Source organism: Streptomyces curacoi, assembly GCF_001513975.1.
GTDB lineage: Bacteria > Actinomycetota > Actinomycetes > Streptomycetales > Streptomycetaceae > Streptomyces > Streptomyces curacoi.
This window is the reverse complement of record NZ_KQ947993.1, coordinates 219,591-246,310: the sequence shown is the minus strand read 5'-3', so window position 1 is coordinate 246,310 and position 26,720 is coordinate 219,591. Positions and strand designations below refer to the sequence as shown.

The window sequence follows — 26,720 nt, the reverse complement described above, 5'->3', positions numbered from 1 at the left end:
CCCGCACCTCGATTTGCCAAACGAATTGCAGGTCACCGGCCCGATGGGGCCTGTCCGCCGGCCATGGAGCAGGTTCGCCGTGCCGCGGTTCGGCCCGTCGGCCCGTCATGGGCGGCGTACACGGTGGCGTTGATCGGCAGGTCCCGGCGCCCGGCGACGGCGACCGTGGCGGCGACGCTCGTCACATCGGCCTGTTCCGCGACCCTACTCGTGGGTAACATGGCGGCCATGAGCGCAGACCAGATGTCCATCGGCGAAATGCTCGCCGCCACCGTGCCCATGGCCCGGACCCTGAACCTCGAGTTCCTGGAGACCACGCCGGAGAAGGCCGTGGTGGCTCTGCCGGATCAGAGCGAGTACCACAACCATGTGGGCGGGCCGCACGCCGGTGCGATGTTCACGCTCGGGGAGTCCGCCAGCGGCGCGATCGTGCTGGCCGCGTTCGGTGACCAGCTCTCGCGGGCCGTGCCGCTCGCCGTGCGCGCCGACATCGCCTACAAGAAGCTCGCCATGGGCCCGGTCACCGCCACGGCGACCCTCGGCCGCCCGGCCGCCGAGGTCGTCGCGCAGCTGGACGCGGGGGAGCGGCCCGAGTTCCCGGTGGCGATCGAGATCCGGCGCGCCGACGGGGCCGTGACCGGGGAGATGACCGTCGTCTGGACGCTGCGGCCGAACGGCTGAGCCCGGCACGGAAGCGAACAGGGGCCCCGTGCGGGCCCCTGTTCGCTTGTCCGGGCTGTGGGCCCCGGGGCCCCGGCGGCCCTGGCCGCGGGTGTCCGGGCCGCCGGTTCCCCGGCCGCGAGCGCTCACGCCGCGAACCGGCCCCGCTCCGCGCCGGTGCCCTCAAGGCCGGCCGCGAACTCCTTCAGCCAGGCCGTGAACTCCGGCCCCAGATCCGGCCGGTCGCAGGCCAGCTGTACGACCGTGCGCAGATAGTCCGCCTTGTCGCCGGTGTCGTACCGCAGCCCGTCGAACACCACTCCGTGGACCGTTCCGCCCGCCGCCAGTTCCTGCAGCGCGTCGGTCAGCTGGATCTCGCCGCCGCGGCCGGGCGGGACGTGCTCCAGGATGCCGAAGACGGCCGGGTCGAGGACATAGCGGCCGATGACCGCGTAGCGGCTCGGCGCGTCCGCGCGTGACGGCTTCTCCACCAGACCCGTGACGCGGACCACGCCGTCCTCACCGGACGGTTCGACGGCCGCGCAGCCATAGAGGTGGATCTGCTCAGGGGGCACCTCCATGAGGGCGACCACACTGCCCTGGTAGCGGTCACGGACCTCCAGCATCCGGCTCAGCAGCGTTTCGCGCGGGTCGATGAGGTCGTCGCCCAGGAGCACGGCGAACGGCTGGTCGCCGACGTGATGGCGGGCGCACAGCACCGCGTGGCCGAGGCCGAGCGGGTCGCCCTGGCGGATGTGGTGGATGTCGGCGAGCCGGGCCGGGTCGCGTACCGCGTCCAGCCGTACGGTGTCGCCCTTGGCGGTGAGCGCCTGCTCCAGCTCGAAGGCGTGGTCGAAGTGGTCCTCGATCGCCCGCTTGTGCCGGCCGGTGATCATCAGGACGTCGTCGAGCCCGGCCGCCGCGGCCTCCTCGACGACGTACTGGATGGCCGGCTTGTCGACGACCGGCAGCATCTCCTTCGATGTCGCCTTCGTCGCGGGCAGGAACCGGGTGCCGAGTCCCGCGGCCGGGACGACCGCCTTGCGGACCGCACGGGGCGCAGCGGGGGTGGGTGTCGCGTGGGGGACGATCATGCGGCTCATGCTGGTGTACGGGGATGAGAGCACGCCGAGAGAAACCTCGGAGCTCGCTGTGCGTCATGCGGAATTGGAGATTCCGTGGACCGATCGTCTTTGCCTGCACACAACTTGACGCCTCGCCGGGCACAATTTCGAAGGCGGGTACGGATACCGCCGGTAACCTATTTGAATTTCTCGCTTTTTGAACGTCGGTCACTCGAACTTCTTGTTTCCTGTGCGTCGCTTGTGCGAAAGTGAGCGGCCCGATGGCCGGTTCACAGCCGACGCGGCCCAGGTATGCACCAATCAGGCACCTGCTTTCCGACGGGCGCGCATTCCCCATGCCGTCCTTCGGCCGGGAAGGAAATGGTTCAGTGCAATCCCCTTACCCCCCACGACCGCCGTACCCGCCACGCCCCGGGGCGAGCCCCGGACCATCCGACCGTGATCTCCTCGCGACCCTCGGCAAAGCCGGGGCGGACGCCCACGCCGTCGCGCTGCTGCTGGCGCGGCACTGGCGTGCCACCCACGACTACGCGTCCATCTGCCTTGTGTCCACGGCGAGTTCGGCCTCCATGGTGGCCGCCGCGGCGTTCCATCGAGTGCTCGGCCGACCCGCCGACGGCGCACTGCGCCCCCAACTCCTCACCGCCGTACGGGAACTGGTCAAGGACTGGGCGGCGGACGACGCCATTTCCGCCCTGTTGCCGGAACTCGGCAAACCGACCGGCGCGCGCGGGCTGCGCGCCGCCCGGTCCGTGACGCCCGAAAGGCGGCACATCGCCGAGCGCGCATTCCGGGCGCTGCCCGGGGCCTCGCAATGCCTCCTCTGGCACACGGAGGTCGAAGCGGAGCCGATAACCATAACCGCCGGTCTGCTGGGCGTGGACACCGGCACCGCGTCGGCGGCGCTGGAGAGGGTCCGTGAGCAATTCCGGGCGGGTTGCGTCCGTGCCCACCGGGAACTCGCGCCCACCCGGGAATGCCGCTACTACAACCGCCTCCTCGATGTCCCCATTCGCCGGGGCGGGGCCTTGTTGCCCGATGTGCAACAACATCTGATGGAGTGCCGTTACTGCCGCCATGCCGCCGAGCAGCTCAGCCATTTCGAGGGCGGTCTGGAAGTGCTGCTCGCCGAGACCGTGCTCGGCTGGGGCGCCCGGCGCTATCTCGACTCCCGGTCCGGGCGCGGCGGCTCCGGCTCGGCGCCGGCCGCCCGCCCGCGGCACGGCGGCCGGCACCGCCCGGCGCCTCTCCCCTCGCCGCGCGGGCGCGCGAAGGCCGTCGCCGTGGGTGTCGGTCTGACCTCCCTCGCCCTGCTCGTGACCGTGCTCACCGCCAGGGGCTGGTCCGAGGAGGACGGCGGCCCCGACCCGCGGGCCACGTGGGGCGCGCCCAGCGGCAGGACCGTCCACCCGGGCGCCGTGTCCCCGCCCTCGTCCGGGGGATCGCCGTCGGCCGCCTCGGCCGAGGAGCCCGTCGGGATCGCCCAGGGCAGGCTCCGCAACCTCGACCGCGGCCTGTGCCTGGACCTGCGCGACGGCGAGGTCCGCACCGGCGCTGAAGCCGAGCTGGCGCAGTGCGCGTCCGCCGCGTCCCAGCAGTGGTCGTATCAGGAGAACGGCCTGCTGCGCAGCGCCGCCGACCCCACCCTCTGCCTCGATGCCGACCCCGGCGAGGGCACGGTCGTCCTGGCCAACTGCCTCGCGCACGCCGGTGAGGTGCGCTACGACCTCACCGTCCACGGGGAGCTTCTGCCGCGCGGCACCGAGGGGCGGGCCGTCGCGTGCGGGACGGGCGCGAGCGTGGTCGTCGCCGAACGGGACGGGTCCGAGGCGCAGCGCTGGCTGCTCGACGGCGGGCTCACCGACGCGGCCGGGACGCAACCCGAGACGAAACGCGAGACGAACCGCGAGAGGAAAGAGGGGGAGAAGCGGGATGGACAGGGAGCGCAGGAGGACGCCGCGACAGCGGCACCCGAGCCCCAGCCCGGGCGCGACGCCCCGGACGCCGCCGTCCCCGAGCCGCCCGCCGCCGAGCCCCCGCGGCACGAGCCGGACCGGTCGGACGAGCAACCGGAGCCGGAGTACGAGACGCGGTACGTCCAGGCCGACTCCGACGACGCGGCAGAACCCGCCACGCCCGTCGACGTCGTCGCGCCCCTGCCGGCCGAGGTACCGGCCCCCGTTCCCGCCGCCGTCGGCACCGCCGTGACGGCGGCGACTCCGCCCTCCGCCAGTCAGGGGCCACCCCGCTAGTCCCCGCTGGTCAGGGGCCACCCCGTGGGTCAGGGGCCACCCGCCGGGTGGCCCCTCCTTCGTTTCCCGGTGTCATTCGGACGTTTCTCATTCACCTTGTTCACATCGTTGACACGAGTCACCCCCGCCCCTAGTTTCCCCGCCGCGCCAGTGCTGTCCCATGCGCACGACTGTGGAGGTGGACCGGTGATACGTCGTATGTCCGTCGCGCTGACGGCCCTCGCGGCCGCGCTCGTCGCTCCCTTACCCGCACAGGCCGCCGACCCGCCTGTCGTCCGCACGGACACGGGCTGGGTACGGGGTGAAACCACCGCCGAGGGACGCCAGTTCCTCGGCATCCCGTACGCCGAACCACCCGTCGGAAAGCTCCGCTGGAAGGCGCCGCGGCCGGTCCGGCCCTGGCAAGGAGTGCGCTCGGCGCAGGACTTCGGCGACAAGTGTGTGCAGGCGGCGAGCTGGGACCCCGGCTACGAGCGGCCCAGCCACACCGAGGACTGTCTCGACCTCAACGTGTACGTCCCCGAAGGCGCCGCCCGCCGGGCGGTCCTGGTCTGGTTCCACGGCGGCGGGCTCACCGCGGGGGCCGGGCAGGACGTCGTCCCCGACACCTTCGCCCGGCAGACCGGCACGGTGGTCGTGACCGTCAACTACCGCCTGGGGGCGATGGGCTTCCTCGCCACGGCCGCCCTCGACGACGAGGCGCGCGACGGGGTCTCCGGCAACTTCGGCATGCTCGACCAGCAGGCCGCGCTGCGCTGGGTGCGCGCCAACATCGGCCGCTTCGGCGGCGATCCGGGCCGGGTGACCATCGCGGGCGAGTCCGCGGGCGGCCGCTCGGTCTGTACACAGCTGGCCTCGCCGCAGGCGAAGGGGCTGTTCCGGGCGGGGATCATCCAGAGCGGGGCCTACGGCGACTGCGCTGCCCGGACGCACTCGACGGCCGTGGCGCAGGGCGCCGCTTTCGCGCGGCAGCTGGGCTGCGCCGACCTGGCCTGTCTGCGCGCCAAGCCGGCCGCGGAGATCCTGGCGGCGCAGGGCGGCTTCGACTGGGCGCCGGTGACCGGCGGCGACTTCCTGCCGAGGCAGCCTCGGGAGGCGTTCGCACGGGGGGCCGCCGTGGGTGTGCCGGTCATGAACGGGGCCAACCAGGACGAGGGCCGGCTGTTCGCCTTCGCCCGCTTCGACCTGAACGGCACCCCGCTCACCGCCGAGCAGTACCCCACGGTCATGCGGGCGGAATACGGCGACGAGGCGCTCGCCCGCTACCCCCTGTCGTCCTACCCCTCGCCGACGATCGCTTACGCCACCGCCCAGGGCGACCAGCTGTTCGCCTGCCCGGCGCTCCGCCTCGACGGCACGCTCGCCGGACGCGGCCGGGTCTACGCGTACGAGTTCGCCGACCGCACCTCCCCGCCCTTCGCCTCCCTGCGCGACCTCGGCACGGGCTTCGACTTCGGCGCGACCCACGTCAACGAGGTGCAGTACCTCTTCAAGCACTTCGGTCTGGTGTCACCGCTGAACGCCGAGCAGCGGACGCTGGCGCGCCAGATGATCCAGTACTGGGGCTCCTTCGTCCGGGACGGGGTGCCGCGTGCCACGGGACAGCCTGCGATGCCGGCCCGCCCCGGAACGGCGCTGACGCTGCGCACCGCGTCCGCCGGCGGGAACGTGCCGAGCGCCACTGTGCACCGTGAGCACCAGTGCAACCTGTGGGACGCCGAGACCGTCACACAGAACAGGTAGGCTGCCCCGGCGCACGCTCACAGCCGAGCGTGCGCCGGGAACGCACGGTGCAGGACATGGGAGGAAGCGGCGTTGCACGTCCAGGAATGGCTCGAAACGGTGCCCCCGCTCGCCATCTATCTGCTGGTCGGCGTGGTCATCGGCCTGGAGAGCCTGGGCATCCCGCTGCCCGGCGAGATCATCCTGGTCTCCTCGGCGCTGCTCGCCTCGCAGCACGGTGAGATCGACCCCTTCGTACTCGGTGCCTGCGCGACCGCCGGCGCGATCATCGGCGACTCCATCGGCTACGCCATCGGCCGCAAGGGCGGCCGTCCGCTCCTGGCCTGGCTGGGCGCGAAATTCCCCAAGCACTTCAGCGAGGGCCACATCGCCACGGCCGAGCGGTCCTTCCAGAAGTGGGGCATGTGGGCCGTCTTCTTCGGCCGCTTCGTCGCCCTCCTCCGCATCTTCGCGGGCCCCCTCGCCGGCGTGCTGCGCATGCCGTACTGGAAGTTCCTGACCGCCAACGTCCTCGGCGGCATCCTCTGGGCGGGCGGCACGACCGCGGTGATCTACTACGTGGGCGTGGTCGCCGAGTCCTGGCTGAAGCGCTTCTCGTGGCTGGGCCTGGTGGCTGCGGTCCTGATCGGCCTCACGTCGATGCTGATCATCAAGCGCAAGGCGAAGAACGCCCAGACGGCACACCGGGAGCCGGAACCGGTCGGCGCCGGGGACTGAAACGCCTTGAGGGGGGCGGGGCTGTATCGACATGCGGCTCCGCCGCGTGGGCGCGACCAGCCACCACCGGTCCGCAGAACCGCGTACGACCTCTAGTCCCCGTGCTCTTCCCGGTGCGCCTTCGCCAACTCGGCATACATGGTCCCGTTGAGCGTCACGCCCTGACGCTCTTCCTCGGTCAGCTCCCGCCGCACCTTCGCAGGCACCCCCGCCACAAGCGACCCCGGCGGCACCTGCATCCCCTGCGGCACCAACGCCTGCGCCGCCACCAAGGACCCCGCCCCGATCACCGCCCCGTTCAACACGGTCGCCCCCATCCCGATCAGACAGTCGTCCTCGACGGTCGCCCCGTGCACGACGGCGTTGTGCCCGACCGACACCCGCGCGCCGATGCTGACCGGAAAACCGGGATCGGCATGCAGCGTGCAGTTGTCCTGGATATTGGACTGGGCCCCGACGGAGATCCGCTCCACATCACCGCGCACCACCGCCCCGTACCAGACGCTCGCCCCCGCATCCAGCGTCACGTCCCCGATCACCGTGGACATGGGCGCCACGAACGCCTCCCCGTCGATCTTCGGCTCCCTGCCACCGATGCCCTTGACCAGCGCCTTGTGCGTCATCACCGTCTCCCGTCGTCCGCGGTACATCGGCACGTTACGCCACCCGGTAGGGCGAAGATCACAGGCCCCACACCCCATGAGGGCGCCGCACGGTAAGTACGGTAAGCGGGTGCCCAAGCGCAAGAACACGTTCTCGTCCTGGCGGCGCAGCCTCGCGCAACGCGCCGTCCACGCCGGCTGGGCCTGGCTGCAGCGCACGGGTTCGGTGACGGCCGACCACCCCGGCCGCTTCCGCTTCGGCTCGATCGGCGAAGCCACCCGCCTCGCCTTCCCGCTCGGCACCGTCTTCGGCGAACCCTGGATCCACCTCGGCTCCCACTGCATCGTCGGCGAGCAGGTGACGCTGACGGCCGGTCTGATGCCCGACCTGGACCTCGGCCCGGAGCCGATCCTGCGCATCGGGGACGGCGTCGTGCTGGGCCGCGGCAGCCATGTCATCGCCGACACGACCGTCACCATCGGCAGCGACTGCTACTTCGGGCCGTATGTCTACGTCACGTCCACGAACCACTCCTACGACGATCCGCACGAGCCCATAGGCAAGCAGTGGCCGCGGATGGAGCCGGTCGAGATCGGCCCGGGGTGCTGGATCGGCACCGGGGCGGTGATCCTGCCGGGCGCGCGGATCGGGCGGAACGTGGTGGTCGCGGCCGGTGCGGTGGTCCGGGGCGTGGTGCCCGACCATGCCGTGGTGGCGGGGGCGCCCGCCCGTGTCGTACGGCGCTGGACGCCCGACGACGGCTGGCAGCCGCCGCTGCGCACCCCGGCGCCGGTGCCGATCCCCGACGGGATCACGCCCGAGCAGCTGCAGGCGCTGGCCGACCTGGACGAGGAGACGGCGGCGAAGCTGGCGGAGCTGGACGAGAAGGCGGTCGCTCGGCTCGCCGAGCTCGACGCTGAGTCCTGAGTCAGCCGGCCGCCAGCAGCACCGTGCCCACCAGCGCCAGCCCCGCACCCGCCGCCTGCACGGTCCGCAACCGCTCCCTGAGGAAGCCGCGCGCGGCCAGGGCGGTCACCACCGGGTAGAGCGAGGCCAGGACGGCGGCCACGGTGACCGGGCCGCGCTGGGCGGCGACCACATAGGTACCGTTCGCCGCGACATCGGCGAGGCCGACGAAGGCGAGCGCCGGCAGGGAGCGCCAGGGGAAACCGTCGTCCGGGAGGGCGGCGCGGCCCCGCCGCACGGAGGCGTACAGCGCGAGGCCGCCCGTCGGCACCTCGACCAGGCGCTGTACGAAGAGCGCGAGGAACAGACCGTTGACGGTGGAGGACGCCTCCGCGATCAGGGCGAACACCGTGCCGAAGCCGAAGGCCGCGACCAGCGTGAGCAGGATGGTCTGCCGCTGCACGGGGGCGCCCCGCAACTGCGGTCCGCCCGCGAGTACGACACCGAGCACGGCGACCGCGATCCCCACGACCTGCACCAGGCCGGGCCGCTCGCCGAGAAGGAGGCCCACCCCGACCGGCACGGCCACGCCCACGGTGCCGAGCGGGGAGACCACGCCCATCGGGCCCAGCGCGAGCGCCTTGTAGAAGCAGATCAGGGCGACCGGGCCCACCAGCCCGGCGGCCACCGCGAACCACAACTGGGGACCTGCCTCGCTCCAGCCGCCGGTGGCCACCACGATCACGCCGAGCACGGCCACGGCGATCGTCTGCGAGACGACGACCACCGTGAGAGCCGGGGTGCGCCGGGTCAGCAGTCCGCCGCCGAAGTCGGCCAGCCCCCACAGCAGGCTGGTGGCCAGGGCGAAGAGTGCTGTCACGGGTCGCCTCGCAGTACAGTTCGGTGCACGATCAGGTGCACCTCACCGTAGTGCAGTGAGTTGAACTCTGTCATCCAGAATATTGGCCTCACCTTGTGGATGGAATGTGTCGGACCTCGAACTGCTGACCCAGTCCCTGGCGCGCAACGTCAAGCGCTGGCGCACCGAGCGCGGCTTCACCCTGGACACGCTGGCCGCGCGTGCCGGGGTCAGCCGCGGCATGCTCATCCAGATCGAACAGGCCCGCACGAACCCGAGCCTCGGCACCGTCGTCAAGATCGGCGACGCGCTCGGGGTCAGCATCACCACCCTCCTCGACTACGAGCAGGGCCCGAAGGTCCGCGTCGTCCCGCCCGAGCAGGTGGTCCGGCTGTGGCACACCGAGGCCGGCAGCTACAGCCGGCTCCTCGCGGGCACGGAGGCGCCCGGCCCGCTGGAGATGTGGGACTGGAAGCTGATGCCGGGCGACAGCAGCGGATCCGACCCGCACCCCGTCGGCACGGTCGAGATCGCCCATGTCACGGCGGGCGAACTGACCCTCACCGTCGAGGGCGTGGAGTACCGCGTCCCGGCCGGTTCCAGCGTCACCTTCGACGCCAACGCCCCGCACACCTACGCCAATCAGGGCGACGTCCCGATGGAGATGACGCTGACGGTCTCGGTCCCGCTAGTGCACTGAGACGCCCGGCCCGCGGCCCCGGCCGCCCTGTTAGCGTGCGCTCATGGACGCACCCATCGGACGCTTCGACCACGCCACCCCCGCCCCCGACTGCCTCGACGAACTCACCCGCCCGGTCGCCGACGCCGTACGCCACTGGCACGGCAGCGTCCTCGCCGACCAGCTGCTCTACGTCGAGACCGATCCGCAGTGGGCCGACACCGCCGTCTTCGTGCAGCACTACGGACAGGAACTGCTCGAACAGTCCGCGAACTGCGTGGTCGTCGCGGGCAAGCGCGGCGGCGAGACGACGCTGGCCGCGTGCGTCGTGCTCTCCACCACCCGCGTCGACGTCAACGGCGCCGTACGCCGCCAGCTGGGCGCCCGCAAGGCGTCGTTCGCCTCGATGGACACGGCGACCGGCGAGACCGGTATGGAGTACGGCGGCATCACCCCGATCGGACTGCCCGAGGGCTGGCCGCTGCTGGTGGACTCGGCCGTCGTCGACCTGCCGTACGTCCTGGTCGGCAGCGGACGCCGGCGCGGCAAGCTGCTGGTGCCGGGGAAGGCGTTCGCGGAGCTGCCGGGGGCGGTCGTACTGGAGGGGCTGGGCGTCGCCGTCTGACGCCTCAGGCCGCCGTGTGGTGGGCGAGGGCCAGGTGCGGATCCGCCTCGCCCGGCACCGGTGCCGGATCGGCGTGGACCAGGGCCGCGGTGAGCCGGGGCACGGCGTGCAGCAGGGCGTGCTCGGCGTCGACGGCGATGGCGTGTGCCTCACGTACCGTCACTTCGCCGTCCACCACGACCGCCACCTCGGCGCGCAGCCGGTGCCCGATCCAGCGCAGCCGCAACTCGCCCACCTCGCGCACCCCCGCGACCTGCCGAAGCGCCCGCTCGGCCCGGTCCACCAGAGCCGGGTCCACGGCGTCCATCACACGCCGGAACACCTCGCGCGCCGCGTCCCGCAGCACCAGCGTGATCGCGGCCGTGATCGCCAACCCCACGATCGGGTCCGCGAGTTGCCAGCCCAGCGCCGCGCCGCCCGCGCTCAACAGGACGGCCAGTGAGGTGAATCCGTCCGTACGGGCATGCAGGCCGTCCGCGACGAGCGCGGCCGAGCCGATCGCGCGGCCGACCCGGATCCGGTAGCGGGCCACCCACTCGTTCCCCGCGAACCCGACGAGCGCGGCAACGGCGACGGCCGGGATCTGCTCCACGGGCCGCGGGTCGAGGAGGCGGTCGACCGCCGTCCACGCCGCGAAGGCCGCCGACGCGGCGATCGTCAGCACGATGACGATGCCCGCGAGATCCTCCGCCCGCCCGTAGCCATAGGTGAATCGGCGCGTAGCCGCGCGGCGGCCCAGCACGAAGGCGATCCCGAGCGGTACGGCGGTCAGCGCGTCCGCGGTGTTGTGCACCGTGTCGCCGAGCAGCGCCACCGACCCGGAGGCGACCACCACGACGGCCTGGGCGAGTGCCGTCACGCCGAGGATCGCCAGCGAGACCCACAGTGCGCGCATGCCGCGGGCCGAGGATTCGAGCGCGGAGTCGAGCTTGTCGGCCGTCTCGTGGGAGTGGGGTTTGAGGAGGTGGGCGAGGCGGTGGCGGAGGGGGGTGGTCGAGTGGGGCTGGGAGTGGGGGTGAGGGTGGGCGTGGGAATGGTCGTCGAGGTGCTCGTGCTGCTGTCCGTTCCCTGCCCCGCGGCCGTGGCCGTGCCCATGGCCGTGCCCGTGCCCGTGCCCGTGTCCAGTTCCGTGCCCGTGCTCGTGTCCGTGCGCGTGGTGATGCTCGTGGTCGTGCCGGTCGCTCACGGTGATCCCCTTCCGGTGTGCGGGAGTGGACGAGTGGCCTCCCATGACGCCATTATGTGCGTATGAGCGCACGCATGCACCTGTCACCTGCGCATGATGCGCATCCGCGCACCCCCGGCGAGGAACAGTTCGCGCTCGCCGCCGAACTCCTGGCCCTGCTCGGCGACCGGACCCGCCTCACGCTGCTGCACGCCCTGACGGCGGGCGAGGCCGATGTCACGACACTCACCGAGGCCTGCGGCGCGGCCCGGCCCGCCGTCAGTCAGCATCTGGCACGGCTGCGGCTCGCGGGTCTGGTGAGCACGCGCAAGGAGGGGCGCCGGGTGATCTACTCCCTCCGCGACGGTCATCTGCGCCGCCTTGTCGACGAGGCGCTGAATGTGGCGGATCACCGGCTCAGCGACCGGCCCCTGCACGACTGAGGGGAACGTCGATGTGCGCGGCCCGCCCGGCATCGAGGCCGCCGCTCATGGGGCGTGGTCAGTAGTCGGCGTTCATGCCCAGGTACTGCTCCGCGAACGCCATGGCCGCCGTGGGGGAGCCGAAGATGCGGCGGAGCCGGGCGAGGGTGGTGCCCACGCGGTAGGGGTCGCCCGAGGATGTGCCGTGGTAGACCTCGGAGAGCCAGTGGGAGAACCCCTGGTAGTCCCACACCCGGCCCAGACAGGCCTCCGAGTAGCCGTCCAGACCGGTGCCGTCGCCCTTCGTCAGGTGCGCGACGAGTGCGTCACCGAGGAGGAAGGCGTCGTGCAGGGCGAGGTTCATGCCCTTGGCGGCGATGGGGGCGGTGAGGTGGGCGGCGTCGCCGGCCAGGAAGAGACGGCCGAACACCATGGGCTCGACCACGTAGTTGTGCATGTCGAGGACGCGCTTCTCGATCAGCCGCCCCTCAGCCAACGGCGGCGCCCCGTTCGCCCCGAGCCGCTGCTGCAGCTCGGTCCAGACACGGTCCTCCGACCAGTTCTCCGGGTCGTCGCCGGGCGGGCACTCGAGGTAGTAGCGGGTCACCTCGGCGCTGCGCGGCATGTGCCCGGCGAAACCGCGCGGATGCATGCCGAACAGAACGCAGTCGGCGGACGGCGGCGCCTCGGCGAGCAGCGCAAGCCAGCCGATGCCGTAGTCGCTGCGGGAGATATGGGCGCGGTCGGCGGTCAGTACGGTGCGGGTCACCCCGCGCGCCCCGTCGCAGCCGGCGACGAAGTCGCAGGGCACGACCTCGCGTCGACCCGTCCGCGGGCAGGTGTACGACACCGAGGGGCGGTCGGTGTCGAGGTCGTGCAGCTCCACGTCCCGCACGCCGAAGCGTATGGCTCCGCCGCGCACGTCCGCGTACTCGCGCACCAGGTCCGTCACCAGGAACTGCTGTGGATAGACCCAGTGGTGAACCCCCGTCAGTTCCGCATACTCGAAGCGGTAGCGCTCCCCGCCGAACCGGAACTCGCACTCGGTGTGCCGCTGTGCCCGCTCCAGCAGACTGTCCGCGAGGCCCCGCCGCTGGAGTCCGCGGACGGCCCCCTCCTCCAGGACCCCGGCGCGCGGTCGCTGCTCGATGAACTGGCGTGTCTCGGTCTCCAGGACCAGACAGTCGACGGACGCCGCCCGCAGGATGTTGCCGATGGTGAGACCGGCCGGTCCGGCGCCCACGATGACGACGGGAAAGCGTTGCGGGACACCGGAGTTGGGGTGGGGGGTGGTGGAAGTCACCCGAGCATTATGGAGGCCGCCACTGGGGGAGGGGAGGCTTCCGGGGGCCTCACCGCTCGGCGGACCGGAACCCGGCTGACCTCCGCCTCGGCTGGCCCAGGCGCGGTATCTCGATCGCCGGGCAGCGGTCCATCACCATCTCCAGGCCCGCCGCGCGGGTGCGCTCGTACGCCGCCTCGTCGATGACGTCCAGCTGGAACCAGACCGCCCGGGCGCCCTTGGCGACCGCCTCGTCGGCGACCGGGCCCGCGAGGTCGCTGTTCACGAAGACGTCGACCACGTCCACGTCGAAGGGGATGTCCGCCAGGGAGGCGTAGCCCTGCTCGCCGTGGACCGTCTCCGCCTTCGGGTGGACGGGCACGATGCGCTTGCCGTAGCGCTGAAGGACATCGGCGACGCCGTACGCCGCCCGCCGCTGGTTGGACGACAGGCCCACGATGGCCCAGGTGCCGCCGAGTTCGGTGAGGATCTTGCGGACCACTGCCTCGTCGCCGTACACCGCCGGCCTCCTCGTGCCTCGTACAACCCGCCGTCTGTCTCCCGTACCGACTCCAACGGCCGACGCCTCCCGAAGATTCCCCGATTCCCCGATTCCCCGATTCCCCAATTCCCTGATTCCCCGGCGAGGATTCCCCGCCCAGCCGCCGTCACCCCACGGTTCCTCGGAAGCCCGCCCCCGACTCCTGTCCCGAAAGCGGGCCGGATGGCTGCGGACGACCGCCCGTCCGCCTACGCTCGCTCCGTGCTGCGCATCACCGACGCCCGAACCGGCGAACCCGTCGACGCCGCGCCCGCCCGCCGTGGCCTGACCCGCATCGAGGCGCATGCGGAAGGCTTCGACGTCACCGCCCTGCGGGTACTGCTGGTCGCCGACCTCCTCGTCCGCGCCCTGGAGCTCGGCGGCACACCCGTCTGGGCGCTGCTCGACGAGGAACGACAGCAGGCGGAGCTCCGGGCCGGCGCCGCCGCCCTGGGGATCCGGCCCTTCGAGGACGGCCGGGACGCCGCCTCGGGACTGGGCGAGGCGCAGGTCATCCATGTCGTGCGCGAGGGCGGCGCGGAACCCGACGCCGTCCGGGTCGCCGTCGCGCCCGTGCACGCGGAGGCGCCCCCCGAGGAGGCCGACCCCGCGGCCCTGCGCCTCGCGCTGCTCTCCCGGCGCGCAGGCGTGCCTGTACGGCTCGACGCGGGTGCCCTGACCGACGCCCACGACACCCTCGTACGCTGGCGGCGCGCCGTCGCCGCCTGGGCGCAGCAGCCGTCGCGGCCCATCCCCGATGAGGTGCGGGCAGAGCTCCGTACCGCCTGGGAGGACGACCTCGACGTACCCGGCGTTCTCGGCGTCCTACGCTGGGTGGAGAGCGCGCCGGACCTGCCGGACGGCGCCCGTTTCGAGACGTACGCCTACGCCGACCGCCTCCTCGGCCTCGACCTCACCCACGACCTGGGAACCCCGGAGTGAGCGCGCGTATGGGGGCGGGCCCGCTGCGCCGGCTGGTCGTCCTCAGGCACGCCAAGTCCGCCTGGCCGGACGGCGTCGCCGACCACGAGCGCCCGCTCGCCCCCCGCGGCCGCCGGGACGCCCCCGTCGCGGGCCGGATGCTCGCCGACGCCGACTGCCTGCCGGACCTCGCCCTGTGCTCCACCGCCGCACGCGCGCGTGCCACCTGGGAACTGGCCTCAGCCCAGTGGGGCACACCGCCGCCGGTGCGGCACGATCCGCGGCTGTACGCCGCGGACGTCCACGACCTGCTGGCGGTCGTGCACGAGGTGCCCCCCGAGGTCGGAACGCTGCTCCTGGTCGGGCACAACCCCGGCCTGGAGGAGCTCGTCCTCGAACTCGCCGGGCAAGGCCTCGACGACGCGCTGGAGAAGGTCCGTACGAAGTTCCCGACCTCGGCGATCGCCGTGCTGGCCTGGTACGGCACCACCTGGCGGGCCCTCGCGCCCGGCACGGCGCTGCTCACGGACGTGATGGTGGCGCGGGGCAAGAAGAAGTGAGGGTCTCCCGCGCGGGCGGCTGCGGGCGCTGCGCATAGGCTGGCCCGATGCAGGACGAGTACCGCACAGTCGCCCACGCGGGCGTGCACGAGACCGAGGTCAACCGCTCACGCTTCATCTGTGCGCTCGCTCCGGCGGCCACCGAACAGGAGGCCCAGGATTTCATCGCCGCCGTCCGCAAGGAGCACGCGGACGCCACCCACAACTGCTGGGCCTACGTCATCGGCGCCGACGCCGCGATCCAGAAGGCCGGCGACGACGGCGAACCGGGCGGCACGGCGGGCCTGCCCATGCTCCAGATGCTGCTGCGCCGCGACACGCGGTACGTCGTCGCCGTCGTCACCCGCTACTTCGGCGGCGTCAAGCTCGGGGCGGGCGGGCTGATCCGGGCGTACGGCGGAGCCGTGGGCGAGGCGCTGGACGCGCTCGGCACCCTCACCAAGCGCCGCTTCCGGCTGGCCACCGTGACCGTCGACCACCAGCGCGCCGGCAAGGTACAGAACGACCTGAGGTCGACCGGGCGCGAGGTGCGGGACGTGCGGTACGGGGAGGCGGTCACCATCGAGGTCGGCTTGCCGGACGCCGAGGTGGAGGCGTTCCGGGCATGGCTGGCGGATGTGACGGCGGGCACGGCCGGGTTCGAGCTGGGCGGGGAAGCGTACGGCGACGCCTGATGACCCGGGTTGAAAGGGGCCTAACCGGCGTATGCGGCGCCCGTCAGGCGCGCTGAGTGAGCCTCTTCAGCGGTGCCGCTCAAGGGTGAGGACGGCTGCGGCGGTTGACGTCATGGAGTTCGGGATGCAGCGGGCGCGACCGAAGATGGGGTGTCGTCACCCAGGGGCTGGAACGGCACTCCGCCGTGAGGTGGATCTCCATGGCGTCGCCTCCGCCGCATGGGGGAAACGGCCCGGCCACGCGGTGAGCGCGGCACGACGGGTGCGGGTCGCCCCAAAAACCGGTCAGGAACTCGGCTTGTCAGTCGAGGCGGGTTCCTTACCTGCCTCGGCGGGTTGCTGTGTGAAGACCACAAGGTGCCAGGTGCCCTTCTCCCGCGTCACGGTGAAGGTGTCCTGCAGGGGTTGGCCTGCCTTGTCCTCGGCCGTGAGGCGGGCCGAGCCGGTGTCCGCGGACGTTGCCGAGGCCGAGGGGGTCGAGGGACTTGAGGACTTGGCCTCGTCGTCACCGGGCGAGCAGCCGGCTGCGAAGGCCAGAGCGGCCAGAGCGGCCGGCACGGCCAGAGGATGTCGACGCTGCACAGTGCACTCCTACGTGGTTCCTGTGAGGGGGATCAGCAGCATTCCATTGCGAGGCTGATCTGAGGTATGCGGTGGATCAGTGGGCGGCATGCGTTAGCGTGGCCGGTGTTTTGACGGCGAGCCCTGTGCTGGTTCGTGCTGGTTTTAGAGGCGCAGTAGGGGTAAACGTGCAGATCAGGGCGATTTCATGAGAATTCTGCACACTTCCGACTGGCATCTCGGCCGAGCGTTCCACCGGGTCAGCATGCTCGGTGCCCAGGCCGAGTTCATCGGGCACCTCGTCACGACCGTGCGGGAGCGCGGTGTGGACGCGGTGGTCGTGTCGGGAGACGTGTACGACCGTGCCGTGCCGCCGCTCGCCGCGGTAGAGCTGTTCGACGACGCCCTGCACCGGCTCGCCGACCTCGGTGTGCCCACGGTGATGATCTCCGGGAACCACGACTCGGCGCGCCGACTCGGCGTGGGGGCGGGGCTGATCGGCCGTGCGGGCATCCATCTGCGGACCGACCCGTCGGCATCGGGTACGCCGGTCGTGCTGCAGGACGACTTCGGCGACGTGGCCTTCTACGGACTGCCCTATCTCGAACCCGCCCTGGTGAAGGACGAGTTCGGCGTCGAGAAGGCCGGGCACGAGGCCGTACTCGCCGCCGCCATGGAACGGGTCCGCGCCGACCTCGCCACACGCACGCGTGGCACACGCTCGGTCGTCCTCGCGCACGCCTTCGTCACCGGGGGCGAGGCCAGCGACAGCGAGCGGGACATCACCGTCGGTGGGGTCGCCGCGGTACCCGCCGGTGTCTTCGAGGGCGTCGACTACGCGGCGCTGGGCCATCTGCACGGCTGCCAGACCATCACCGAGCGCGTCCGCTACTCGGGCTCCCCGCTGCCGTACTCCTTCTCGGAGGCGGACCACCGCAAGAGCATGTGGCTCGTCGACCTGGACGCCGCCGGTGCGGTCACCGCCGAGCGCGTCGACTGCCCGGTGCCGCGTGCGCTGGCCCGGATCCGGGGAACGCTGGAGGAACTGCTCGCCGATCCCGGGCTCGCGCGGCACGAGGAGGCCTGGGTGGAGGCGACACTCACCGACCCGGTGCGCCCCGCGGACCCCATGGCCCGCCTCGCCGAACGCTTCCCGCACACGCTCAGCCTCGTCTTCGACCCCGAGCGGGCCCCGGACGATCCCGACGTGTCCTATGCGCAGCGCCTCGCGGGCAGGAGCGACCAGGAGATCGCGGAGGACTTCGTGGCCCATGTGCGCGGCGCCGGGCCCGACGAGCACGAACAGGGCGTGCTGCGGGACGCGTTCGACGCCGTGCGCGCCGACGACGCCGTGCGGGAGGTGGCCCGGTGAGGCTCCATCGCCTCGACCTGACGGCCTTCGGGCCCTTCGGCGGCGCCCAGACCGTCGACTTCGACGCCCTCTCGACGGCCGGGCTCTTCCTGCTGCACGGACCCACCGGCGCCGGCAAGACCTCCGTCCTGGACGCCGTCTGCTACGCGCTCTACGGCTCCGTGCCGGGCGCCCGGCAGAGCGGCCAGGGCATGACCCTGCGCAGCGACCACGCCGCGGCCGGCACCCGCACGGAGGTCCGCCTCGAACTCACCGTCGCCGGACGCCGGCTGGAGATCACCCGGCAACCGCCGTGGGAGCGCCCGAAGCTGCGCGGCAAGGGCATGACGGTCGACAAGGCCCAGAGCTGGCTGCGCGAGTACGACGCGACCGCGGGGGCGTGGAAGGACCTCAGCCGTTCGCACAACGAGATCGGCGAGGAGATCACCCAGCTGCTCGGCATGAGCCGCGAGCAGTTCTGCCAGGTCGTGCTGCTGCCCCAGGGCGACTTCGCGCGCTTCCTGCGCGCCGACGCCGAGGCCCGCGGCAAACTGCTCGGCCGTCTCTTCGACACCCAGCGCTTCGCCGAGGTCGAAAAGCGCCTCGCCGAGCGCCGCCGGGCGGCCGAGGCCCAGGTGCGGGACGGCGACGCCGCGCTGCTGGCCGACGCGCACCGCATGCAGCAGGCGGCGGGTGACCTCATGGAGCTGCCCGGTCTCGCACCGGGGGAGCCGGGCCTGGCCGACGCCGTCCTCGGCGCCGCCGCCATCGCCCGCAGCGCCGCCCGCGAACAGCTGACCGTCGCCCACAGCCGCCTGCTGGCCGCGGAGTCCGCCCAGGCCGCCGCCGACCGCGCGCTGGCCGACGTACGCGAAGTGGCCCGGCTGCAGCGGCGGTTCGCCGAGGCGCGGGAGCGGGCCGCGCTGCTGGAGCAGCGCGCGGAGGGCTACCGGCAGGCACAGACCCGGATGGAGCGGGCCCGTAAGGCGGAGGCCGTGGCTCCCGCACTGGAGTTGCGTGAGGCCGCCGAGGCGGAGCACCGGCGGGCGGCCGCAGCCGAGGCACGCGCGCGTGGACTGCTGCCGGAGACCTTGGTGGGGGAGGGCGCCGCCGGACTCGCCGCCGCCGCGCGCAGGGCCGCCGAGGAACTGGGCGGACTGGAGTCCGCCCGCCGCACCGAGCAGCGGCTGGCCGCACTCGTCGACGAGCGCGAGGAACTGGGCCGTCAGCAACGCGCCGACGAGGACCTGTTGCAGGACGCCGAGGACTGGCTCGCCGGGTGGGAGCAGAGCCGTGCCGCGCTCCAGACCCGCATCGAAGCCGCCCAGGAGGCCGCGACCCGAGCCGAGCAACTCGCCGTACGGCGTGAGCCCGCCCAGCAGCGGCTCGATGCCGCACGGCTGCGCGACCAGCTGGCCGGTGACACGGAATCGGCCGCCGAACAGACCCGTCTCGCACAGGAGCGGGTCCTCGCGGCCAAGGCCCACTGGCTCGACGTCAAGGAACGGCGCCTGAACGGCATCGCCGCCGAACTGGCCGCCCAGCTGAAGGACGGCGAACCCTGTGCGGTCTGCGGTGCCACCGACCACCCCGCCCCCGCCCGCAAGGACGCCGGGCACGTGGACCGGGAGGCGGAGGAGCGAGCGCTGGCCGCCTACCAGCAGGCGGAGGAACGCCGCACCGAGCGGGAACAGCGGCTGGGCGTCGTACGAGAGGCGCTGGCCGCCGCCACCGCCGAGGCCGGAGACGCGCCGACCGAGCAACTCGCCGCGGAACGTGAGGAGTTGGAGCGTCTCTATACGCAGGCCCGCCGGGACGCGTCTGTCCTGCACCCGGCCCAGGAGGAGCTGCGCCGGGCCGAGGCGGAGTACGAGCGGCGGTCCGCGGACCGGCAGCAGGCGGCCGTGAGATCCGCCTCCCGGGTCGGCCACCGCGAGCGGCTGGACCGCGAGAGGGCCGCACTGGAAGCGGAGTTGGCCCAGGCCCGCGGCAGCGCCGACAGCGTGGCCGCGCGGGCCGCGCAGCTGGAGCGGCAGGTCGCGCTGCTCACCGACGCCGCCGACACCGCGCGCGCCGCCGAGGACACCGCCCAGCGGCTCAAGGACGCCGACGCCCGCCTGGCCGACGCCGCCTTCCGCGCGGGCTTCGACACCCCGCAGGCCGCTGCCGCCGCGCTCCTCGACGACGCCGCCCACCGCGAGCTGCAACGACGGCTGGACGCCTGGCAGTCCGAGGAGGCGGCCGTACGCGCCGTCCTCGCCGAGGCCGACACCGTGGCCGCCGCGCAGCAGCCGCCCGCCGACGTCGTGTCCGCGGAGCGGGCGCAGGCCACGGCGACCCAGCGGGCCCGCGACGCCGCCTCCGCACGCGACGCGGCCACCCGCCGCTGCACCGAGCTCGACCGGCTGTCCGCGCGAGCGGCCGCCGCCGTGCGCCGGCTCGCCCCGCTGCGCGAGGAGTACGACCGGGTGGCCCGCTTGGCCGCCCTCACCGCGGGCACCTCGGCGGACAACGGACGCAGGATGCGCCTGGAGTCGTACGTCCTGGCGGCCCGCCTCGAACAGGTCGCCGCCGCCGCGACCGTACGGCTGCAGCGCATGTCGTCCGGCCGTTACACCCTGGTGCACTCCGACGACCGGACCGGCCGTGGCCGCAGCGGGCTCGGGCTGCACGTCGTCGACGCCTGGACCGGGCGGGAGCGGGACACGGCGACGCTGTCGGGCGGTGAGACGTTCTTCGCCTCGCTCGCGCTCGCGCTCGGCCTCGCGGACGTCGTCACCGACGAGGCGGGCGGGGTCCGCCTCGACACCCTCTTCATCGACGAGGGCTTCGGCAGCCTCGACGACCAGACCCTCGACGAGGTGCTGGACGTGCTCGACTCACTGCGCGAGCGCGACCGCAGCGTCGGGATCGTCAGCCATGTCGCCGATCTGCGGCGGCGGATCCACGCGCAGTTGGAGGTCGTGAAGGGCAGATCGGGGTCGGTGCTGCGGCAGCGGGGTCACTGAGCGAGGGGGCGCCGGGGGAGCGGTGACGAATAGACGACGCTCGTCGTCACCGAGCCCAGCGCGCCGATCTTGCCGGACACCTCCTCCAGATGCCGCATCGAGCGCACCGCGACCTTGATCACGAAGCAGTCGTCGCCGGTGACGTGATGGGCCTCCAGGATCTCGGGCGTGGCGGCGACCAGGTCGTGGAAGGGCTTGTAGTTGCCGTTCGGGTAGCGCAGACGCACGAAGGCCAGGATCGGCAGCCCCAGCCGCTCGGGGTCCACGACCGCCGCGTACCCCTGGATGACGCCGGCCTCCTCCAGCCGCCGCACCCGCTCCGTGACGGCGCTCGCGGACATGGAGACGGCACGGGCCAGCTCGGCGAAGCTGGCGCGGCCCTCGCGCTGGAGGACGTCGAGGATGCGCCAGTCGGTGGCGTCCGGGGAATATGCGGTCATGGGCGAGGATTAGCAGGGGAATCCCGGGCCGATCAAGAGGAGCGCCGGGGATCTCTCCTTCAGGGAGTGGATCACCGGCCGTAGATTTCTGGTCATGACGACCACTGCCACGAGCGCCAACCCCGTCCTGCGCGTCGCGCCCGCCGCCCCTGCCGAGGCCGCCGCCCACTTCCGGGCGAGCCTCGCCTTCCACACCGACGTGTCCGACGTCGCCGCCGCCCTCGCGTCCGGCGGCGACCCCGGATTCGTCGTCGTGGACTCCCGTTCCACCGAGGCCTGGGACCAGGGCCACATCCCGGGCGCGGTCCACCTGCCCACCGCCCTCGTCCCCGGGCAGGCCGAGCGGCTCCTCGACAGGTCCGTGCCCGTCGTGACGTACTGCTGGGGCCCCGGCTGCAACGGAGCGACCCGGGCCGCCCTCGCCCTCGCCGAACTCGGCTACCAGGTCAAGGAGATGCTCGGCGGCTTCGAGTACTGGGCCCGCGAGGGCCTGGAGTTCGAGACCTGGCAGGGCCGCGAGCGCCGCCCCGCCGACCCGCTCACGGCACGTGCGGACGCTGACGCCTGCGGTTGCTGAGGCAGGGGTTGAGCACAGTGCCTGATGAGCCGCCGTGCGTGTAGGTTCTGCTGCCATGGTGAGATACGCGGATCCGGGCGCGGTGGAATGGGTCGAGTCGGGTGGCGGCCCCCTCATAGCGGTGCCCGAGACGGTGCTGCCGTTCTGGGCGGGCGCCGACGGCGACGAGACCGCCTCGGACTACGACCGGGCCTGCGAGGTCGACGGGCCCGTCGGACTCCTGCCGGTGGGAGACAGCGCGGCCCTGGTGTTCGGCGACGAGCCCGCCTCGACCTCCTATCTGCCCGACCACGGCACCTTCGTACGCTGGTGCGCCGCCGACTCCGAAGAGGAACTGCTGGCCCGGGTCCCGGCCGCCCTCGCCACGGCGGAGTGGGGACAGGAGGTGCGCTGGAAGGTGCCCGGTACGGTGGTCCTGTTCGACTCCGCCTGGCCGGGACAGGAGACGGAACGGACCGAGCATCTGCGGGTGGCCCTGGAGCCGGGGGCGTACGCGGTCCGTGCCGCCCAGGTGCAACCCGGACCCGAGACCTGGCTCGGGCTGGTCCAGCTCCGATGTCTGCCGCACTGACCCCGGGGCCTCGGCGGAAAAACCAGGTGCACCGCACCCGGCGGTTCCCCATCATGATCTGCCATGCCCCGACTCCCGCACCCCGCCCCGGAAGCCCTGCGCCGCGAACCCTTGCCGCTGCGCGGCCGAACCGCCCTGGTCACCGGGGCCAGCAGACGCGCCGGCATCGGTCATGCCGTGGCCCGGCGGCTCGCCGCGTACGGGGCGAGCGTCTATCTGCACCACCATGTGCCGCACGACGCCGCCATGCCCTGGGGAGCCGATCGGCCCGAGGACGTGGCCGCCTCCGTGCGCGAGGCGCTCGGTGATCCCGACGCCGAGGTGCTGTCGGGCCCGGGTGATCTGTCCGACCCGGACACGCCCGCCGAACTGATCGCCACGGCCGCCTCGGCGCTCGGCGGACGGCTGGACATCCTGATCGCCAACCATGCGCTGAGCGGCTCCGATGGCACCCTCGACGAGATCGACGCCGCGATGCTCGACGCTCACTGGGCGGTCGACACCCGCTCCGTGCTGCTCCTCGTCCAGGCCCATGCCCGGCTGAGGCCACCGGGCCCCGGCGGCCGCGTCGTGCTGATGACCTCGGGGCAGGACATCGCGAGCGGCATGCCGGGGGAGATCGCCTACGCCCTCCAGAAGGGCGCCCTCGCCTCGATCACCCGCTCCCTGTCGACCACGCTCGCCGGGCAGGGGATCACGGTGAACACCGTCAACCCCGGTCCCGTGGACACGGACTACCTGACCGGCGAGGCGTACGAGGCCGTGGCGGCCTGCTTCCTCGCCGGCCGGTGGGGCATGCCCGACGACCCCGCCCGCCTCATCGCCTGGCTGGCGACGGAGGAGGCGGGCTGGATCACCGGCGAGGTCATCAACTCCGAGGGCGGTTTCCGGCGTTGACCCGGCGGTGCTGATGACCCAGCGGCGTTGACCGGCGGAGTTGACCGGCGGAGTTGACCCGACGGCGTTGACCTGTCGGTGGGTCAGAGCTGGGACAGCTCGTCCACCAGGTCGTCCAGGCCCAGGGAGCCCTGGGACAGGGCCGCCATGTGCCAGGCCTTGAGGTCGAAGGCGTCGCCGTGCCGCTCACGCGCCTTCTCGCGGCCCAGCAGCCACGCCCGCTCACCGAGTTTGTAGCCGATGGCCTGGCCCGGGATCGTCAGATACCGGGTCAGCTCGCTCTCCACGAAGTCCACCGGACGGCTGCTGTGCGCGCCGAAGAACTCCTGGGCCAGCTCCGGAGTCCACCGCTCGCCCGGGTGGAACGGCGAGTCGGCGGGGATCTCCAGCTCCAGGTGCATGCCGATGTCGACGATCACGCGGGCGGCCCGCATCATCTGCGCGTCGAGATAGCCGAGCCGCTGCTCCGGGTCCGTGAGGAAGCCGAGCTCGTCCATCAGCCGCTCGGCATACAGCGCCCAGCCCTCGGCGTTGGCGCTGACCCCGCCGACGGTGGCCTGGTAGCGGGAGAGGTTCCCGGCGACGTACGTCCACTGCGCGAGCTGCAGATGATGGCCCGGTACGCCCTCGTGGTACCAGGTGGAGACCAGGTCGTAGACCGGGAAGCGGTTCTGTCCCATCGTCGGCAGCCAGGTGCGGCCCGGACGGGAGAAGTCCTCCGACGGGGGCGTGTAGTACGGGGCCGCCGCACCGCCGGGCGGGGCGATGCGGGACTCCACCTTCCGCACCGGCTCGGCCAGTTCGAAGTGCGTGCCGTCCAGCTTCTCGATCGCCTCGTCCATCAGGCTCTGGAGCCACTCGCGGACCTCGTCGACGCCCTCGATGTGCCGGCCGTGCTCGTCGAGGTGCGCCAGCGCCACCCATGGCGTCGCGGCGCCCGGGAGGATCTTCTCGGCCTCCTTCTTCATCTCGCCGAGCAGCCGGTGGTACTCGGACCAGCCGTATGCGTACGCCTCGTCGAGGTCGAGGTCCGTGCCGTTGAAGTAGCGCGCCCAGCGGGCGTAGCGCTCGCGGCCCACCGTGTTCGGCGCGCCCTCGATCGCCGGCGCGTACACGTCGCGCATCCAGTCCCGCAGCTCCAGCACGGCGTCCGTCGCCCCGCGGGCGGCCTCGTCCAGCTCCGCGCGCAGCGCGTCGGGGCCGGCCGAAGCGAAGTCCTCGAACCAGCCGTGCCCTTCGCCCGTGTCGGACCACTCGGTGAGCTGCTCGATGAAGGTGGCGGTCGGGCGGGGCGCCGCGTACAGCTTGCGCTCCAGACCCAGCGCCAGGGACTCGCGGTAGCCCGTCAGCGCGGCCGGCACCGCGCGCAGCCGCTCCGCGATCGCCGCCCAGTCCTCGTCGGTCTGGCTGGGCGTGACGGTGAAGACCTCGCGGACCGAGTGGGCGGGTGTGCCCAGGTTGCCGACCGTGCGCAGCCCCTCGTCGGCCTCGTGCACGGCGAGTTCCGCGGTCAGCCGCTCGCGCAGCAGGCGCGCGCACCGGCGCTCGATGTCACTGTCCGCGCCGGGCCGGCGCTCGGCCTCGGCGAGCCGCCCGAGCGTGGCCCGCTGGAGTGCCGCAAGCGCCTCCTGGCCCGCGGGTGAGAGGTCGGGGAGCTTGCTCGAACTCTCCTTCACGCCGAGATACGTACCGGTGACCGGATCGAGGGCGATGAGCTCGTCGACATACGCGTCGGCGACCTGACGGGGCAGCGGGCTCTTGGTCTCAGACATGCGGTCCATCCTCATACGAGGGGACCGGTACGTCACTCGGATTGAGCTGAGGGCGAAGGCGGCAGCAGAGGGCCGCAGTCCCACTGCTGGAAGATCAACCGGGTCTCCACCCGGGCGACTTCCCGGCGGGCGGTGAACTCGTCCAGGACCAGGCGTTGCAGGTCCGCCATGTCCGCCACCGCGACGTGGACGAGGTAGTCGTCAGGACCCGTGAGGTGGAAGACGGTCAGCGCCTCCGGCAGGGCGCGGATCCGTTCCACGAACGGCCCCACCAGCTCCCGTCGGTGCGGCCTGACCTGCACGGACAGCAGCGCTTGCAGACCCCGCCCGAGCTTCGCCGGATCCAGCTGGAGCCGGTGGCCGAGGATCACGCCCGAGCGGCGCAGCCGGGTCACCCGGTCCAGGCAGGTCGACGGCGCGACCCCGACCTGCGCGGCGAGGTCGCGGTAGGTGGTCCGGGCGTCGTTCTGCAGAAGTCTCAGCAGCTGGAGATCCACCGGGTCCAGTACGACAGATTCGGCCATTGGCCGAACGTAGCACGGGCCATGACCACTGTGGCCCGGTCGGTGTTCACCCTTCGGTCATGGACACGCCCCTGGACACGCCCGCGTACGACGGCGTACGCCGCACAGCACCCAGAGCACTCGCCACCGAGGCCGTGCACGCAGGCCGTGACGACCTCGCCCGGCAGGGACTGCACGCCCCGCCGATCGACCTGTCCACCACCTATCCCTCGTACGACAGCCGCGGCGAGGCCGCCCGTATCGACGCGTTCGCCACGACCGGCGCGGAGCCGGACGGCCCGCCCGTCTACGGCCGCCTGGGCAACCCGACCGTCGCCCGCTTCGAGACCGCCCTGGCCCGCCTGGAGGGCACCGAGGCGGCGGTCGCCTTCGCCAGCGGGATGGCGGCGCTGAGCGCGGTTCTCCTGGTACGGGCCTCGATGGGCCTGCGGCATGTGGTCGCCGTACGCCCGCTGTACGGCTGCAGCGACCATCTGCTCACCGCCGGGCTGCTGGGCTCGGAGGTCACCTGGACCGACCCGGCCGGGATCGCGGAGGCGCTGCGCCCGGACACCGGACTGGTGATGGTGGAGTCCCCGGCGAATCCGACGCTCGCCGAAGTCGATCTGAAGGCCGTGGCCCATGCCTGCGGCTCGGTCCCGCTGCTCGCGGACAACACCTTCGCCACACCGGTGCTCCAGCGTCCCGCCGAACACGGCGCCCAGCTGGTGCTGCACAGCGCCACCAAGTACCTCGGCGGGCACGGGGACGTGATGGCGGGCGTGGTGGCCTGCGACGAGGAGTTCGCCGGGCGGCTGCGGCAGATACGGTTCGCCACGGGCGGCGTCCTGCATCCGCTCGCCGGCTACCTGCTGCTGCGCGGCCTTTCCACCCTGCCGGTGCGGGTCCGGGCCGCCTCCGAGACCGCCGCCGAACTCGCCCGCCGGCTCGCCGCCGACCCGCGCGTCGCCCGGGTCCACTATCCGCGCATCGGCGGCGCCATGATCGCCTTCGAAGTCCATGGCGACCCGCACGAGGTCATAGCCGGCGTCCGTCTGATCACCCCCGCCGTGAGCCTCGGCAGCGTCGACACCCTCATCCAGCACCCGGCCTCCATCAGCCACCGCATCGTGGACGCGGACGACCGGCGCGGCGCCGGGGTGAGCGACCGGCTGCTGCGGATGTCGGTGGGCCTGGAGGACGTAGAGGATCTGTGGGCGGACCTGGACGGAGCGCTGGGGACGGCCGCGCGCCCCCGAAGGGGCGCCGACTTTATCGACATACGGCTGCACCGCGTGGGCGCGACCGACCGCAGCGAACCCGCAGGCGCCGGCCGCCCCTAGCCC

At 72.6% G+C, this 26,720-nt stretch carries 28 protein-coding genes; 17 read left to right on the top strand and 11 right to left on the bottom strand.

Going from position 1 to position 26,720, the window contains the following annotated elements:
- Positions 1-32: 32 nt before the first annotated feature.
- Positions 33-221 carry a hypothetical protein gene (locus AQI70_RS39285; protein ID WP_159042712.1) on the bottom strand — a complete coding sequence of 63 codons (189 nt, stop codon included), beginning with the start codon at positions 219-221 and terminating at the stop codon, positions 33-35.
- Between the two features lie 22 nt (positions 222-243).
- Between AQI70_RS39285 and AQI70_RS31045 the strand changes: the two genes are divergently transcribed.
- Positions 244-681 carry a DUF4442 domain-containing protein gene (locus tag AQI70_RS31045; RefSeq protein ID WP_062155780.1) on the top strand — a complete coding sequence of 146 codons (438 nt, stop codon included), beginning with the start codon at positions 244-246 and terminating at the stop codon, positions 679-681.
- A 125-nt stretch (positions 682-806) separates the two neighbouring features.
- Here AQI70_RS31045 and galU read toward each other — a convergent pair whose 3' ends face one another.
- Positions 807-1,754, bottom strand: a complete 948-nt coding sequence (gene galU / locus AQI70_RS31040; protein WP_062155779.1) for a UTP--glucose-1-phosphate uridylyltransferase GalU — start codon at positions 1,752-1,754, stop codon at positions 807-809.
- Between the two features lie 359 nt (positions 1,755-2,113).
- Here galU and AQI70_RS31035 point away from each other — a divergent pair, with 359 nt between their 5' ends.
- The 3 genes from AQI70_RS31035 to AQI70_RS31025 all read left to right on the top strand — a co-directional run bounded on the left by AQI70_RS31035 (position 2,114) and on the right by AQI70_RS31025 (position 6,457).
- Entirely contained in the window at positions 2,114-3,997 is a 1,884-nt protein-coding gene (locus AQI70_RS31035) for an RICIN domain-containing protein (RefSeq protein WP_244181904.1), read from the top strand.
- Between the two features lie 186 nt (positions 3,998-4,183).
- Complete coding sequence (locus AQI70_RS31030; protein WP_244181902.1) at positions 4,184-5,740, top strand: carboxylesterase/lipase family protein; 1,557 nt, start codon at positions 4,184-4,186, stop codon at positions 5,738-5,740.
- 72 nt (positions 5,741-5,812) lie between these two features.
- Positions 5,813-6,457 (top strand): DedA family protein, encoded by a 645-nt coding sequence (locus AQI70_RS31025; RefSeq protein ID WP_062155776.1) that lies wholly within the window; start codon positions 5,813-5,815, stop codon positions 6,455-6,457.
- Between the two features lie 92 nt (positions 6,458-6,549).
- Here AQI70_RS31025 and AQI70_RS31020 read toward each other — a convergent pair whose 3' ends face one another.
- Positions 6,550-7,080 (bottom strand): gamma carbonic anhydrase family protein, encoded by a 531-nt coding sequence (locus AQI70_RS31020; RefSeq protein ID WP_062155775.1) that lies wholly within the window; start codon positions 7,078-7,080, stop codon positions 6,550-6,552.
- A 109-nt stretch (positions 7,081-7,189) separates the two neighbouring features.
- On the opposite strand from AQI70_RS31020, the gene AQI70_RS31015 reads away from it, so the two are divergent.
- Positions 7,190-7,987, top strand: a complete 798-nt coding sequence (locus AQI70_RS31015; RefSeq protein ID WP_062155774.1) for an acyltransferase — start codon at positions 7,190-7,192, stop codon at positions 7,985-7,987.
- A gap of 1 nt (position 7,988) precedes the next feature.
- Here the strand turns inward: AQI70_RS31015 and AQI70_RS31010 are convergent, their stop codons facing one another.
- A complete protein-coding gene (locus tag AQI70_RS31010; protein WP_062155773.1) occupies positions 7,989-8,846 on the bottom strand; it encodes an EamA family transporter in 858 nt (285 codons plus the stop codon).
- A gap of 106 nt (positions 8,847-8,952) precedes the next feature.
- Here AQI70_RS31010 and AQI70_RS31005 point away from each other — a divergent pair, with 106 nt between their 5' ends.
- Together AQI70_RS31005 and AQI70_RS31000 are read left to right on the top strand one after the other, a co-directional pair.
- Entirely contained in the window at positions 8,953-9,525 is a 573-nt protein-coding gene (locus tag AQI70_RS31005; protein WP_004002888.1) for a helix-turn-helix domain-containing protein, read from the top strand.
- A 43-nt stretch (positions 9,526-9,568) separates the two neighbouring features.
- Positions 9,569-10,129, top strand: a complete 561-nt coding sequence (locus AQI70_RS31000) for a YbaK/EbsC family protein (protein WP_062155772.1) — start codon at positions 9,569-9,571, stop codon at positions 10,127-10,129.
- Between the two features lie 4 nt (positions 10,130-10,133).
- Here AQI70_RS31000 and AQI70_RS30995 read toward each other — a convergent pair whose 3' ends face one another.
- Complete coding sequence (locus AQI70_RS30995; protein ID WP_062155771.1) at positions 10,134-11,315, bottom strand: cation diffusion facilitator family transporter; 1,182 nt, start codon at positions 11,313-11,315, stop codon at positions 10,134-10,136.
- A 62-nt stretch (positions 11,316-11,377) separates the two neighbouring features.
- On the opposite strand from AQI70_RS30995, the gene AQI70_RS30990 reads away from it, so the two are divergent.
- On the top strand, positions 11,378-11,737 hold the full coding sequence (locus AQI70_RS30990; protein ID WP_062155770.1) for an ArsR/SmtB family transcription factor: 360 nt from the start codon (positions 11,378-11,380) through the stop codon (positions 11,735-11,737).
- A gap of 58 nt (positions 11,738-11,795) precedes the next feature.
- On the opposite strand, the gene AQI70_RS30985 is transcribed toward AQI70_RS30990, so the two are convergent.
- Together AQI70_RS30985 and AQI70_RS30980 are read right to left on the bottom strand one after the other, a co-directional pair.
- The gene (locus AQI70_RS30985; protein ID WP_062155769.1) at positions 11,796-13,019 is read right to left on the bottom strand and encodes a 4-hydroxybenzoate 3-monooxygenase; all 1,224 of its coding nucleotides are present in this window, start codon (positions 13,017-13,019) and stop codon (positions 11,796-11,798) included.
- Positions 13,020-13,068: 49 nt separating this feature from the next.
- Positions 13,069-13,518, bottom strand: a complete 450-nt coding sequence (locus tag AQI70_RS30980) for a CoA-binding protein (RefSeq protein ID WP_062155768.1) — start codon at positions 13,516-13,518, stop codon at positions 13,069-13,071.
- Positions 13,519-13,722: 204 nt separating this feature from the next.
- Between AQI70_RS30980 and AQI70_RS30975 the strand changes: the two genes are divergently transcribed.
- From AQI70_RS30975 to AQI70_RS30965, 3 genes are read left to right on the top strand one after another with little or no spacing between them, the layout of a single operon-like run.
- Complete coding sequence (locus tag AQI70_RS30975) at positions 13,723-14,481, top strand: hypothetical protein (protein ID WP_062155767.1); 759 nt, start codon at positions 13,723-13,725, stop codon at positions 14,479-14,481.
- Positions 14,478-15,020 (top strand): SixA phosphatase family protein, encoded by a 543-nt coding sequence (locus tag AQI70_RS30970; protein ID WP_062155766.1) that lies wholly within the window; start codon positions 14,478-14,480, stop codon positions 15,018-15,020. Before AQI70_RS30975 ends, AQI70_RS30970 begins: the two co-directional genes overlap by 4 nt.
- A 47-nt stretch (positions 15,021-15,067) precedes the next feature.
- Positions 15,068-15,694, top strand: coding sequence for a YigZ family protein (locus AQI70_RS30965; protein WP_062155765.1), 627 nt, complete (start codon positions 15,068-15,070; stop codon positions 15,692-15,694).
- Between the two features lie 285 nt (positions 15,695-15,979).
- On the opposite strand, the gene AQI70_RS30960 is transcribed toward AQI70_RS30965, so the two are convergent.
- The gene (locus AQI70_RS30960) at positions 15,980-16,252 is read right to left on the bottom strand and encodes a hypothetical protein (protein WP_062155764.1); all 273 of its coding nucleotides are present in this window, start codon (positions 16,250-16,252) and stop codon (positions 15,980-15,982) included.
- Positions 16,253-16,463: 211 nt separating this feature from the next.
- On the opposite strand from AQI70_RS30960, the gene AQI70_RS30955 reads away from it, so the two are divergent.
- Positions 16,464-17,627, top strand: coding sequence for an exonuclease SbcCD subunit D (locus tag AQI70_RS30955; protein WP_062155763.1), 1,164 nt, complete (start codon positions 16,464-16,466; stop codon positions 17,625-17,627).
- A complete protein-coding gene (locus AQI70_RS30950; protein WP_062155762.1) occupies positions 17,624-20,614 on the top strand; it encodes an AAA family ATPase in 2,991 nt (996 codons plus the stop codon). Before AQI70_RS30955 ends, AQI70_RS30950 begins: the two co-directional genes overlap by 4 nt.
- Here the strand turns inward: AQI70_RS30950 and AQI70_RS30945 are convergent.
- A complete protein-coding gene (locus tag AQI70_RS30945; protein WP_062155761.1) occupies positions 20,608-21,054 on the bottom strand; it encodes an Lrp/AsnC family transcriptional regulator in 447 nt (148 codons plus the stop codon). The two genes, AQI70_RS30950 and AQI70_RS30945, sit on opposite strands and share 7 nt — an antisense overlap.
- 94 nt (positions 21,055-21,148) lie before the next feature.
- On the opposite strand from AQI70_RS30945, the gene AQI70_RS30940 reads away from it, so the two are divergent.
- The 3 genes from AQI70_RS30940 (at position 21,149) to AQI70_RS30930 (ending at position 23,099) form a co-directional block, all read left to right on the top strand.
- Positions 21,149-21,631, top strand: coding sequence for a rhodanese-like domain-containing protein (locus tag AQI70_RS30940; protein WP_062155760.1), 483 nt, complete (start codon positions 21,149-21,151; stop codon positions 21,629-21,631).
- A gap of 55 nt (positions 21,632-21,686) precedes the next feature.
- Positions 21,687-22,202 carry an immunity 21 family protein gene (locus AQI70_RS30935; RefSeq protein WP_062155759.1) on the top strand — a complete coding sequence of 172 codons (516 nt, stop codon included), beginning with the start codon at positions 21,687-21,689 and terminating at the stop codon, positions 22,200-22,202.
- Positions 22,203-22,265: 63 nt separating this feature from the next.
- Positions 22,266-23,099 carry an SDR family oxidoreductase gene (locus AQI70_RS30930; protein ID WP_062155758.1) on the top strand — a complete coding sequence of 278 codons (834 nt, stop codon included), beginning with the start codon at positions 22,266-22,268 and terminating at the stop codon, positions 23,097-23,099.
- 83 nt (positions 23,100-23,182) lie between these two features.
- On the opposite strand, the gene AQI70_RS30925 is transcribed toward AQI70_RS30930, so the two are convergent.
- Positions 23,183-24,871 (bottom strand): DUF885 domain-containing protein, encoded by a 1,689-nt coding sequence (locus AQI70_RS30925; RefSeq protein ID WP_062155757.1) that lies wholly within the window; start codon positions 24,869-24,871, stop codon positions 23,183-23,185.
- Positions 24,872-24,903: 32 nt separating this feature from the next.
- On the bottom strand, positions 24,904-25,395 hold the full coding sequence (locus AQI70_RS30920; RefSeq protein WP_062155756.1) for an Lrp/AsnC family transcriptional regulator: 492 nt from the start codon (positions 25,393-25,395) through the stop codon (positions 24,904-24,906).
- A gap of 59 nt (positions 25,396-25,454) precedes the next feature.
- Between AQI70_RS30920 and AQI70_RS30915 the strand changes: the two genes are divergently transcribed.
- On the top strand, positions 25,455-26,717 hold the full coding sequence (locus AQI70_RS30915) for a trans-sulfuration enzyme family protein (RefSeq protein ID WP_062155755.1): 1,263 nt from the start codon (positions 25,455-25,457) through the stop codon (positions 26,715-26,717).
- The last annotated feature ends 3 nt before the right edge of the window (positions 26,718-26,720 follow it).

What these genes read in the sequence shown, in the direction of transcription:
- AQI70_RS39285 (WP_159042712.1), bottom strand. Translation starts at nt 221, where the DNA reads ATGTTACCCACGAGTAGGGTCGCGGAACAGGCCGATGTGACGAGCGTC.
- AQI70_RS31045 (WP_062155780.1), top strand. Translation starts at nt 244, where the DNA reads ATGTCCATCGGCGAAATGCTCGCCGCCACCGTGCCCATGGCCCGGACC.
- galU (WP_062155779.1), bottom strand. Translation starts at nt 1,754, where the DNA reads ATGATCGTCCCCCACGCGACACCCACCCCCGCTGCGCCCCGTGCGGTC.
- AQI70_RS31020 (WP_062155775.1), bottom strand. Translation starts at nt 7,080, where the DNA reads ATGACGCACAAGGCGCTGGTCAAGGGCATCGGTGGCAGGGAGCCGAAG.
- AQI70_RS31000 (WP_062155772.1), top strand. Translation starts at nt 9,569, where the DNA reads ATGGACGCACCCATCGGACGCTTCGACCACGCCACCCCCGCCCCCGAC.
- AQI70_RS30990 (WP_062155770.1), top strand. Translation starts at nt 11,378, where the DNA reads ATGAGCGCACGCATGCACCTGTCACCTGCGCATGATGCGCATCCGCGC.
- AQI70_RS30975 (WP_062155767.1), top strand. Translation starts at nt 13,723, where the DNA reads ATGGCTGCGGACGACCGCCCGTCCGCCTACGCTCGCTCCGTGCTGCGC.
- AQI70_RS30965 (WP_062155765.1), top strand. Translation starts at nt 15,068, where the DNA reads ATGCAGGACGAGTACCGCACAGTCGCCCACGCGGGCGTGCACGAGACC.
- AQI70_RS30955 (WP_062155763.1), top strand. Translation starts at nt 16,464, where the DNA reads ATGAGAATTCTGCACACTTCCGACTGGCATCTCGGCCGAGCGTTCCAC.
- AQI70_RS30945 (WP_062155761.1), bottom strand. Translation starts at nt 21,054, where the DNA reads ATGACCGCATATTCCCCGGACGCCACCGACTGGCGCATCCTCGACGTC.
- AQI70_RS30940 (WP_062155760.1), top strand. Translation starts at nt 21,149, where the DNA reads ATGACGACCACTGCCACGAGCGCCAACCCCGTCCTGCGCGTCGCGCCC.
- AQI70_RS30935 (WP_062155759.1), top strand. Translation starts at nt 21,687, where the DNA reads ATGGTGAGATACGCGGATCCGGGCGCGGTGGAATGGGTCGAGTCGGGT.
- AQI70_RS30930 (WP_062155758.1), top strand. Translation starts at nt 22,266, where the DNA reads ATGCCCCGACTCCCGCACCCCGCCCCGGAAGCCCTGCGCCGCGAACCC.
- AQI70_RS30925 (WP_062155757.1), bottom strand. Translation starts at nt 24,871, where the DNA reads ATGTCTGAGACCAAGAGCCCGCTGCCCCGTCAGGTCGCCGACGCGTAT.
- AQI70_RS30920 (WP_062155756.1), bottom strand. Translation starts at nt 25,395, where the DNA reads ATGGCCGAATCTGTCGTACTGGACCCGGTGGATCTCCAGCTGCTGAGA.
- AQI70_RS30915 (WP_062155755.1), top strand. Translation starts at nt 25,455, where the DNA reads ATGGACACGCCCCTGGACACGCCCGCGTACGACGGCGTACGCCGCACA.